The 11151-nt window shown below is 40.2% G+C and carries 10 protein-coding genes; all 10 read left to right on the top strand.

The genetic code is table 11. The features are described 5' to 3' along the window. The coding region (locus tag QTO06_RS24110) for an FhaB protein (protein ID WP_331410141.1) at positions 1 to 3099 on the top strand (3099 nt) is incomplete at its 5' end. A gap of 30 nt (positions 3100 to 3129) precedes the next feature. Beyond that, positions 3130 to 7227 carry a DUF637 domain-containing protein gene (locus tag QTO06_RS24105; protein ID WP_331410140.1) on the top strand — a complete coding sequence of 1366 codons (4098 nt, stop codon included), beginning with the start codon at positions 3130 to 3132 and terminating at the stop codon, positions 7225 to 7227. Between the two features lie 8 nt (positions 7228 to 7235). Then, complete coding sequence (locus QTO06_RS24100) at positions 7236 to 8138, top strand: Imm49 family immunity protein (protein ID WP_331410139.1); 903 nt, start codon at positions 7236 to 7238, stop codon at positions 8136 to 8138. A 77-nt stretch (positions 8139 to 8215) separates the two neighbouring features. Next, on the top strand, positions 8216 to 8536 hold the full coding sequence (locus QTO06_RS24095; RefSeq protein ID WP_140370081.1) for a hypothetical protein: 321 nt from the start codon (positions 8216 to 8218) through the stop codon (positions 8534 to 8536). Positions 8537 to 8681: 145 nt separating this feature from the next. After that, complete coding sequence (locus tag QTO06_RS24090; RefSeq protein ID WP_331410137.1) at positions 8682 to 9011, top strand: hypothetical protein; 330 nt, start codon at positions 8682 to 8684, stop codon at positions 9009 to 9011. A gap of 35 nt (positions 9012 to 9046) precedes the next feature. Then, positions 9047 to 9370, top strand: a complete 324-nt coding sequence (locus tag QTO06_RS24085; RefSeq protein WP_331410136.1) for a hypothetical protein — start codon at positions 9047 to 9049, stop codon at positions 9368 to 9370. Between the two features lie 10 nt (positions 9371 to 9380). After that, positions 9381 to 9722 carry a hypothetical protein gene (locus tag QTO06_RS24080; RefSeq protein WP_228286547.1) on the top strand — a complete coding sequence of 114 codons (342 nt, stop codon included), beginning with the start codon at positions 9381 to 9383 and terminating at the stop codon, positions 9720 to 9722. Between the two features lie 13 nt (positions 9723 to 9735). Further along, positions 9736 to 10077 (top strand): hypothetical protein, encoded by a 342-nt coding sequence (locus tag QTO06_RS24075; RefSeq protein WP_331410133.1) that lies wholly within the window; start codon positions 9736 to 9738, stop codon positions 10075 to 10077. A gap of 14 nt (positions 10078 to 10091) precedes the next feature. Continuing rightward, positions 10092 to 10439: a hypothetical protein gene (locus tag QTO06_RS24070; protein ID WP_331410132.1), complete on the top strand. Its 348-nt coding sequence runs from the start codon at positions 10092 to 10094 to the stop codon at positions 10437 to 10439. A gap of 171 nt (positions 10440 to 10610) precedes the next feature. Further along, complete coding sequence (locus QTO06_RS24065) at positions 10611 to 10931, top strand: hypothetical protein (RefSeq protein ID WP_331410131.1); 321 nt, start codon at positions 10611 to 10613, stop codon at positions 10929 to 10931. The last annotated feature ends 220 nt before the right edge of the window (positions 10932 to 11151 follow it).

The raw sequence follows: 11151 nt of genomic DNA, 5'->3' as shown, positions 1-11151 counted from the left end.
GCGAGTTTGTTATCAAGCCATGCATTTGCATCAAGTTATGGCCTGTCAAGCAGAACCGATACTCAGGTGCGTCAGAGTTCCTCAAGCAACTTTGATGTTCTGGTGCCTGCGAAAGCGAAAAATGGCATTTCCTACAATGTATTCAGTAAGTTTGAGTTAAGTGGTAAGCCTCTTACTCTTGTTAATACCGATGATACATCTGGTGGGGTACGCGGTACGGGCAAAGCGGATTTAATTGTCATAGAGTCCAACAATATCTCCTTAAAAGAGCAGTTCTCTATTCTGGGTTCTCCTGCAGACATTCTATTTATTACACGAAGCGCAAGTGGCAAATTAACTTGTGAACAGTGTAGCTTTGACAATATTGGCCGCGTGACAATGGCTGCCGCGACACCTAGCTATGCTTCGAACGCAAAAACCATTAATAGTATTGGTGATTTAACCACTGTCGGAGGTGGTAAAGTCACAGTAAAAGGGCTCGTTTCTCCGGGCCTACAGTCCTTGGAATTGATTGCTGAAAACATCGATACGTCAGGCACCATTGATACTAATTTACGTGCGGAAAATCACCCTGAGTCAGGCATGATAATTGTCGATAGGGGAAGTAAGGTAGTCGGTGCAGGTGGCATCAGCATGTTTACTGGCCGTCTTAAAGTCAGCTATGCAGATTTAGCTATGGAATCTGCGACATTGAGCACTGCTTGGTCAACGATTAAAGGCACATTTCGAGCGGCGACAATTGCAGTTGCCAGCCCCAATAATATTGCGATAGATGCCGATATGAGCACTATGTCGGATGCTCTTAGCACCAGTCAACATAACGGCAAACTCTATGCCCCGACAGAAGGTATTTTTGTTCAGAGCTTGGGTAAATACAAGAACGCGAGCCATCAAAATATCCACATTAGTGCCAATGCTAAGTTATCTACCGACAATCACCTGTCATTAAAAAGCTTAAGTACGATACGCATATTAAAGCAGGGCAACAAGCAAGCAAAAGTGATTGGTGGTGATATGACTTTGATTGCTCGTAACGACGTGCACCAACAGGGTTATGTTGCTGCGGATGAGGTAAAAGTTTCCGCAAACCAGTTCATCAATAATGGAGTGGTGGAATCAGCAAACATTGATGTAGAGACGGAAAAATCCATCTACAACAGCTTTGGCGGTAAAGTGTTGGGTAAAAACGTGACTCTTTACTCAAAGTCTGGAGCGGTAATTAATGGTTCTCGCACAGATAAAGCGGTGTACCTTGACGAGGCATTAACCGTCGGCGGCGAAGGTTATGAGGTCAAAAAACAATTTGGTATATGGCAGGCATTAAAAGACCATTCAGCGATAAAGTCAGCAAACAGTGCCAGTAATGTGTCAGCTTCCATTCTTGCGGACAATTTAGACATACAAGCGAAAAGAATTGAGAACATCAATCCATATCATCTTGAGAAAAATAATAGCGTCAACTGGGATGCGGGTATTCGAGTCAATGGCATCAAAGCCAATCAAGTCGCGATTGAGGCGGAACGAAGCTTAAAATTAAAAGCCAGTGCATACGTTCTGAACTCATCTGCCATTATGGGTCTGAACGGTGGTGGCGAATTCTTAGTCAACTCACCCATCTTTAGTAACGAGCGTTACGAAATCAGTTTTGAGTCTTATCCTTACCGTGTTGTTGAATACAGTCAAGATGACAGCAAGAAAAACGAGATAGGTCATTACAAGTCTGGTACTGAAACAAAAATCTTAACTTACTCACCGCCAGGGCGTGTCTTCTCATTTGGTGACTTCCAGTTTAGTCGTGGTGGAACAAGCGATCCGAAAAAAGTGCAAAGCAGTAAGTTATTTAACGAAGTTTCATATTTTCAAGCTTTTAAAGATGCGCGTTTTTTTAATAGTACGATTAAAAGCATTGGCTTAGAGATAGGTACTGATACAGAAAATACTGACTTTGAAGGTATGACATCATGTTTGAACTATCGACGTTGTAATAGAGAGTACGTCACAACAAGAACAGAGGCTGAAACATTGCTTTCTTTTGAGGGAAATGTATTTGGTGTAAATGGTGAAGTTGCCACAGAATCTGACTTGGTTATCGACAATATAAACTCATTGGAGACTGATAAGAAAAATATCATTTTAAATATAGTTAATAACTATATTTCTAAAAACGAAACGAAGATAGATGAGCATCCAAATAATATTATTGTTAGATACTTAAATTCGATATACAGCACTTTTACTTATGAGTATCGACTATCAAATGTAGAAGTTGTTTCAGATGTTGTAAAAGGCGAAGTGTTGGTATACGTCGCTTACACATCTAAACCAAGTAATTGGCCTAAAGGTCACCTTTGGTCTGATGATTATAAAGACTTCACGAAATGGCAATACAGCAAACCATATAAATTCGAGGTAAATTGGAAAGAGAAGTACGATGAAGAGCAAGGAGACAAAGAACTTGATTCTACGGGTTATACAGACAATCAATGGAAATTAGCAACAACTAACTACCTTGATTATAAAGGTGGTGTGAAACACAACTATCCTGATTATTATAATAAATTTCCATTTACATTATGTGGCCACACCGTTGGCTTTGAAGATGTATCTTACTTTTACTCAGGCTTTAAACATCAGTTTGAAGTTACCTTAAATCAGAAAGATTCATATACACTTTGCCCTTTTAGAGGGCCAGATAGACCAGTTAAGCATCACTATACTCCTGTGTCTTACACAGAAATTTATTCTGAATTTAAAACATTTATACCTTATCACTCATTAAATGATAAACAGATGAGTAAGTTGAATGGTCGCTCTTTAAATAATTCACAAATAGAGCGTGCGCTGAAAAGAATGACTTTAACGATGGATAAGAAATTAATAAACCCTAGAGTTACTTATAGAGTTTATTCTTCTGGCCCTACTAGACCATACTATATATCTCATTCTAAATCGGGTAATAATGTCGATTTTAAATATGGATATAAAACACCTTATAAAGTTTGTCACCCAAGAGTTGGGTGTAAAAGCGGTGGGTATGCATATGAAGAGCATACAAAAAGAATATCACTAGATGAGGTATCTCACTATCTAGTTCAGTGAGTAAGCTAGTTTAAGACGGATAATTGAAAAATGAAAAATAAGCAAGATAACCTTCCAGATCTACCACCTCCACTATGGCAAAAGTGTACCTCGTACCTATTAAGCTTTGTCATGGTCGGTCAAATTGTATTCCCAGGAGTCGTGAATGCGATGGAGGTGATCAATGATGCGACTATTACCGCTAATGTAAATGCGTCTCCACAGTTTTCTCGCGTTTATAACCGAGAACGTCAGTTTGAAAAGGCGTATTATATCGCTAGCAACCAAGTAGAGACGGCTCAAGACTTAGTATCGTTTCACAAAACTCTGCTAAACGATAATAAATCTGGCTTGCCTGAGCCACTGATGATCCCGATTGCGGTAGGTGATATAACCGTTATATTCCCACATTATCCGGTTGATAAAAGAATCGGTGATAAGTTTGTACAGGCGCGCTTAATTCGCATGCAAATGCAACGCGAAATTGATCGTTTAATCTTACCTAAAATGTCTATATATCAGTCAGGCTCAAAGAACATTGATCCGAGAACAGAAAAGGAACAGATTAATTACCTTTACCAAAATGCGAAAAGTTTTGCGGCCAAGTACAGCGTAAAATATGGTGAAAAAGTAACCCGTCAGCAAGTTAACGCATTTAAGCATGATTTCATTTGGCCAGAACTGCGCAATATTAATGGCGAACAAGTACTGGTTCCTGTGTTGCATTTAACCGATGCAACCATCGATAGTGCAAAAATTGCGGGTCACACAGTAGAAGTTGGAGGGGATTACGCCAACTTCCGTAATATCACTGTCAACTCGGGCACATTACTCACACGACGCAGTGCGTTCCTAAATGCAACAGGTAGCCTTTCAGTTGGCGAGCATGCAAAGATTATTGCTGACGAAGACTTAAACCTAAACGTAGGAGGCACATTATTTAACACGGGTAAATTAGAAGCCTCTAAAGGTAATGTTGACATAATTGCTAAGCAATATGGTCAAAAGACGATGGTTCATCGCTACGCAACCAAGTATGAGCAAGGGACACGTTTAGGGCAAATTGCTAAAGTCAATGCCGATGGCACGATCTCCATTACAACCTCTGGGGATATCAAAATTCATGGCTCTAATATGTCTGCGAATGTTATCAAGTTGAGTGCCGGTGGGAGTATTCAGATTGCAAGCCAAGATACAACTTATAGTAGAAATGAGTGGGTTGGTGGTTACAACGAGAAAGACTCATTCGTTGAACACTATGGCTCTACATTAGAAGCGAAAGACAGTATTTTCTTGATGGCGTCTGGGCAAGTAGAAATTATCGCTTCGGAACTTATTGCTGATGAGGGGGTGTTGTCAATTCTTGCCTCTCAAGGTGTACATATATTAAACAGCTTCGATCAATATCAATCTTCGAAGAGCGGTAAAGTAGGCAGGACCTCTCTGCAAGAGAGCCAGTTCCAATCTATCGCAATCAGATCTGCTTTAGAGGCGGGCAAGAGCGTTGTCATTGCATCTGACTTTGGTGATATCAACTTAAAAGCGGTCAAATTGACATCACAAGAAGGGGCGAATATATCCGCGCACAGTGGAAAGGTAAATCTTCTCCTTGCTAAGGAACAGGATCACTTCTTCCAACAGAAAGTTAATAAAAATTTCTGGCGAGTGAAGACGACTACTATCGATCGTCAAAATGAAAATTCCGTATATAACAGCATCGTTGGAGGAGTCAATATCCAGGCAACTAAGGGTTTAACCCTTGAGCTAGCGATGAAGGACAATCAAACGTTGGACGAGGTCCTAGATAACTTCCGAAAAGCACCAGACCTTCGTTGGATGGCCGAGTTGTATGATGATCCAGAGTACCGTGACAACGCAGAATTGGTGTATCAAAAGTTAGTTCAGATAAACAAAAAAAATACATCACGTGCCTTAGGCCCTGGCCCAATGGCAATGATTGCAATCGCAGTGTCTATTGCAATGGGGCCTGGTGGAGGTCTAGCTATTACTGGTGGTCTAACGGGATCCGCTGCAGCGGCGGTGACTGCTATGCAAGTTTCGATTGCTACCTCAGTTATTAGTTCAGTTGCCGCTGGCAATGGCTTAGACGATGCATTGGAGTCGTTGACCGAAAAAGAGTACCTACGCTCGTTAGCAATAGCAGCGGTTACTGCTGGCACACTGGACTATTTACAAACGCAAGGCTTAACCTTTTTTGATCAAGGAGTGGCAAATAGCAATTCTTGGGATCCTGCTGTTTTGGCTCAGCAGGCTGGTGATGTTGTGATTCAGTCTGCGGTTACCTCGGGTATCGAAACCATTATAAATGGCGGTGGTTCTCAAGATTTCTTCGAAAGTTGGAAGACATCTGCGATGCATATGGCAACGTCAAAACTCGGTGCCAAAGTCGCGAATAAGATTGGATCATTAACGAATGAGGGACGTTTTAATGAGGCAATGCGTTATGTTTCTCATGCCGCGTTGGGCTGTGCGCTCGGTGTTGCATCAGATGAAATTAACGATGCCGATGATCGCAGAGGCGCTTGTACCAGCGGTGCACTTGGTGCTGTTGTAGCTGAGGGTACGTCGGTTATTTACACGGAGGCAATGCTAACTGAGCAGCAAAAAGAGCTAAGGGATGCACTTGAAGAGCTTGGATTATCTTACGACCCAGACTTAAATAGTCCAGAGCAATTAGCTGCTATTCAAGAGAAGTTTGAAAAATTGACTTTTAACCCAAGCGATCAAACTTTAGACGCCATTCGCGTTATTAATGAATCTGGAGTTGACGTAGCAAAACTCACAGCAGGCTTGACCGCAATGCTTGCTGGTTTAGACGTTAATATTGCTGCTACCACAGGCGAGAATGCGGCAGAAAACAACTATTTTTGGCTGATTGTGAGGGTGCTACCTCGTGTGATGAGTGCAGCACTGTTGCCGATCAACTTAAATGACGCAACGGATGAAATGATTAAAACTGCACTTCATTACGACAGCCTTGATGAACAGCAAAAAAGAGAGTTTCTGGAAAATCAGCTCTTGGAGTTTGCAACGGAACAGGTCGCTGAAGCAGTAGTAAATAGGGCGACAAGACTATTACCGATCAAAGCATTAGAAGAAAAGTTATATGTAGCGATCAAATCACACCCTCGCTCAGCAGCAATTCTTGCTAAAGTGGATAAAAACAATCCGTTTGTTCAGCAGACACTCATTGCGGACACTAAGAAAAGCCAAAATGCAGTATATTTGGCTAATCTACAGGAGAAAATAGAGACCAAGAAGAGTTACCGACTTTATCTTGAGAGAAACCCTGGTACCAGCATTACCTACAGAGATGTTGTTAATGCAAGGAAAAACGGTAAACGTCTGACTGAAAACGGTCGATGGGCAAACATAGATCAGTCCAAAATTAAGTTGGGTGACGGTGATAATTACAGGCGAACTGCTAGTAAAGAGAACATTGCAGATAGGATTGAAGGCTATGATGACAGTGACTTCAATGACTTCGCTGCCAAAAATCCGCTCACTGGAGAGAACTCATCAGTTGGAGAGTTAACAGCGGAACGCTTGAAGTTGGTTGAAGCTAAGAGATCTGTCAACGTTGGTGCCGGCGGCGTACATGGAGAAAGAATTGAAAATGAATACAACGCCAAAATCAAAAAATACAGTGAGGCTATTGGCTTAGCGAGGGCTGACCATGTAGCTCAGAACTATTGTGATGGCTGTACTGCAAAAATGCTTAAAGCTGATTACCTCGATAATAGCTCTAATAAGCAATATGATCGCATATATGAGATAACACGTCCTAATGGAACAACTGAGGTGTTAAAGTTTGAGGCCAAAGGTGGGCAACAACCAAGTTACGGAACTTCGCAAGTCGGACAGGATCGAGATGGTAGTATTATTAGTGCCCAACAAGGCAGTATTGAGTATCAAAAGCACATTGATAAACAAATGGAAAGAAAATATGAATATTACGAAAGTAACTATCGCGAGCTGACAACCGAACAGCAGTCTGAGTTTAGAAGGCTAACAGAAACCAGAAACTCTATACGACGTGCAGATAAAGTTACATATATTGGTGTTGAGCAGATTATCGATAAAAGTTCGGGTAATCTTAAACAAAGCGCGATCAGTTTTTTTGAGTAGGGGGAAAAATGACTCATACAGAACACTTTAAACCAATACCATGTCATGCAGACTACCTAAAGAGACTTTCTAACCCATATGGGATGAAATGTAATCGAGTGCTTGATGACTTTGATTTTTACTATAAAAGTGGCAAAGTCTATTTATATGATGTGAGCCTTGCAGGTCTTTCTCTAACAAGCTGTCTATACCACAAGGTTGGTGATATTGAATCCAGTCTTAGAGCGTTGGATATGCATCAGTACTTTGATGTTAAATTAGTACAGTCAGAGCTATTGAGTGATGGAGAGACGATTTCGGTGGTGCTTCCCAAAGCTGAGGTGACTCTAGTAGCGAAGAAAGAACAACAGAGTGCCCTCAGTGGGGCACATCTTATAGATTTAGCTTGGCTATCTTTATTCTGTGAGCAAGTGAGCGACATAGAATACCTTGCTAACTTAGCCGATCACCCAAACACTAAGTGGTATAATGTTCGGTCTCGTACCTTCTTAGAGCTGCAGATGGTCATGCTGGGAATAAAATCTGGCGACGTTAGGCCGTTAATTCAAAAGTTTATTGATGTGAGTACGCCGGAGCATCTTGAGGGCTTAGCCTTTGAGCACGCAAACCTTATTAATTTACCAACGATTAATGTGATGACAAAGGTCTTAAATCAATCAGGTTGTGGTGAAGCGGAATATCAACAAGCGATGTATGAAGCGGTCAAAGGGCACCACAAGTATTGGAGTCAAAAAAAGTTAAAGGAAGAGGTAATAGGCTATTTTTCAATGCCGTTATTAGCACTTGCAAAGCTTGCTTACCAGAAATACGGGTTTCGCTTGGGGTTTGAAACGGATTATGTTCCAGAAGCCTTCTACACCCGTAATATGCCAGAGCCGAGCTATAGCTTTTTAGAGAAATACAAAGACTAGTTCCCATAAAAAACATTGCTCACCCTGTACAAAGAAGTTTGTAACTAGGGTGAGCGATCATACCTGTGATTTTTAATATGAAAAAATGGCTATTAACTTCGTTATTGCTACTGTCTGGGCAAAGCTTTGCTGATTGTAGTGGTGTCCACTGTACAAATGTAAAAATTACTCGTTTAGTGATTACTGAGTCGGGTATTTCTGTTGGAACATCTGGTGATGAAAAAAAGTTAGATTGTGATGCCGGAACCTATGACTATTTAAAACTAGATCTAGGACATAAAAACTATGATTCAATTTATAGTTTGATATTAACCTCACATACAACGGAACACCCAATTTGGCTGCGCGTATCAGATAAAGGTTCATGCAAAATATCGTATGTGGTTTCAGATAAATAACAACTCATAAATTGTTATTACAAAGCAAAAGGTAAAAGTGTTCTTATATAGATCGCTTTTACTAAAAACCCTAAATGTGTTTATTTTTACTCTAAAGAGTTGAGCTCTTTGGATGGGATTTCTCAACCAAAAAATGAATTTTACAATGAAAAAAATATTACTATTTTCTTTTTTTATCTATAGCTCTATCGCGTACTCGGCAGGAATAGGGGAGTTTAAACTACAAGAGATCAGGGCGGAAAAAGGCTCGGTATATTTAATACCTAAAACCACCATTCAAAATCCACTTAATTGCAGTAATGGACAGGTGGTTAAGTTGTCTCCTGATACACCGAGTTTCGAGCAAATGTATTCACAGGCCTTAACAGCGGTTGCTTCTGGAAAAAGAATCCGAGTATGGGCGACTCAGTGCAGCTCCAGCCCCTGGGGGAGTAAGGTACCTAAAGCTGTTGTATTAGGTTTATTGGCTGACTGAACGTTTAAATGACTTACAGAAAAGGAATCGAAAATATGCGTAGAATTATGAGTTTTTTTGTTATTGGGCTACTGCTTTGGTCTCCAGTGTCGTTTGGCGCTTCGACCTATTTGTCAGGGAATATCAAAAACCTAACAACAACGACGCAAGGTCTATTGATTATGTTAGACACCGGCTTACCAGATAACTGCGAGGGTTCTCCGTATGGTTGGATGTTAGTTAAACAAGAATTTAGTGCAATGACGTCAACCACTCTTGCTTTATGGATTGCGGATAAACGTAGCGTGACCGTTTATACATCTGGAATCCAAAGTGGTTCTTCGTTTTGTGTGATTAACCAAGTTGACCCTGCGGGGTAATAGGAAATACATGATGAACAAATATTTGATAATCATAATTACGTTTTTCTCATTTCACGCTTACGCTGAGATAAAAACAGGTCCACAAATTGAAAAGTTATACCCTGTTTCTTTTTACCATGACGCAAGGGACGGACTTTACATTGAGTTCCAGCAAGGCGCTATGCCTGGTTGTAGTCATGAAAAGGGTGGAAGACTCAGTAAATCTAACCCTAATTACAAGGAGTTGTATTCACTTTTACTGACGATGATGACTACCAAAAACTTTAAAGGGAATATTCGTTATCAAGAGACGAACTCCAAAGGTTGGTGGCATTGTTCCATCGAAGGCATTTTTGCGTTTCCACTTTAGAGTAGAACCTAATATGAGAAGTTTACATTTTCTAATAATCTCACTTTGTTTGTGCTCAACCCTCGCTTTGGCCAGCTCTAAAGATATAGCACACGGACGCCTTAAGGGCATAAAAGTGTATGATCAAGCCACTTTTAAAGCGACAAAGATCTATTTTGATGATCAAGCAAAAATATACAACGACGATTGTGATGGTGTTGCAATCATTACCCATTCAAAACATTCGGATAAAGGTCTGGATCAAATTACCTCCTTAGCACTTTCAGCCTACATGGCAGGCAAGAAAGTGCGCGCTTTTTCTTTAAAAGGGACATGTGAACTGGACTTTTTAGCTATTCAGGAAAGCTATTTTTAAATTAAAGGAACAACATGAAAACAAAATTTTTACCCTTATTGTGTCTTTTCTCCGTATCTGCTTTTTCTGCGGAATCTATACACTGTAAAGGTTTGGTAAGAGATGCTTGGATACAAAGTGATGGCTCGCTAATTATCAATACCTCGTGGGCATCTAGTGTTGGCTTATGTAATGTCAGTAAAACTAAAAATGGTGTCACGCCTGAAACGTGCAAATCTTGGTCTTCGATGGCTTTGACAGCGGTGGCGACTCAAAAACCATTGATGATGCAATATTACAACTTAAAGAAATGCAGCGATATAAAACGTTACACTGCTTCTGAGAAGCCACATTATGTCATGATTAGAGAGTCTCTTGACTAAATAAGAGATTCAAGAATAATTTGGAGGCGTATTTTTTGTTTTAGCTTCAAGATGTTCAGATCACCAAGAGAGTTCAAACAAGCATACCTCAGCTGTTTATTTTTGTGTGCAAAAACATACTGTGACTTTCTTTACTTGATTAAAAACTGGAGTCTTTAAAGGATTAAATAAATGAAAAAACTATTCACACTGCTGTTTATCGGCTTGATCTCATTCAATGTCTATGCAGACTCCCACAGAGGTAAGGTAAGTAAAATAAACCTATATGGGGGTAATTGGAAGAATAGCCATGCGGGTGGCATATTATTCACATTGGAAAACATGCCAAGCAACGCTAGCTACTTTCGCATAAATAAAAGTGATATCGCATTTGATACATTTTTGTCTACTTTATTGTCAGTAAAGCACACAAAAAGCACTATCACAGTACATTACAATATTGATGATTCTAAATACAAATATGCGCCTGTTACAGCAATAACTTTCCAATAGTGAAGACATTATAAGTTAAAGGCTCTTTTTAGAGCCTCTTTATGTTTGATTGATACAAGGCATCGCTCTAGTTAGCTGTATTCATAGTTCAAACGTTTGCTTTAATTTGTTAAAGCACAAAATGTATGGTCCGCCCCGTTATTGCAACTACAATTTAGTAATAACGGAGTTGGTTTGCGCTAATGTATTCGGAGTCCTCGTTGGGAACATTAACTTCCCC

The organism is Vibrio sp. M260121, from assembly GCF_036533715.1.
Classification (GTDB): domain Bacteria; phylum Pseudomonadota; class Gammaproteobacteria; order Enterobacterales; family Vibrionaceae; genus Vibrio.
This window is presented reverse-complemented; position numbering and strand designations above follow the sequence as displayed.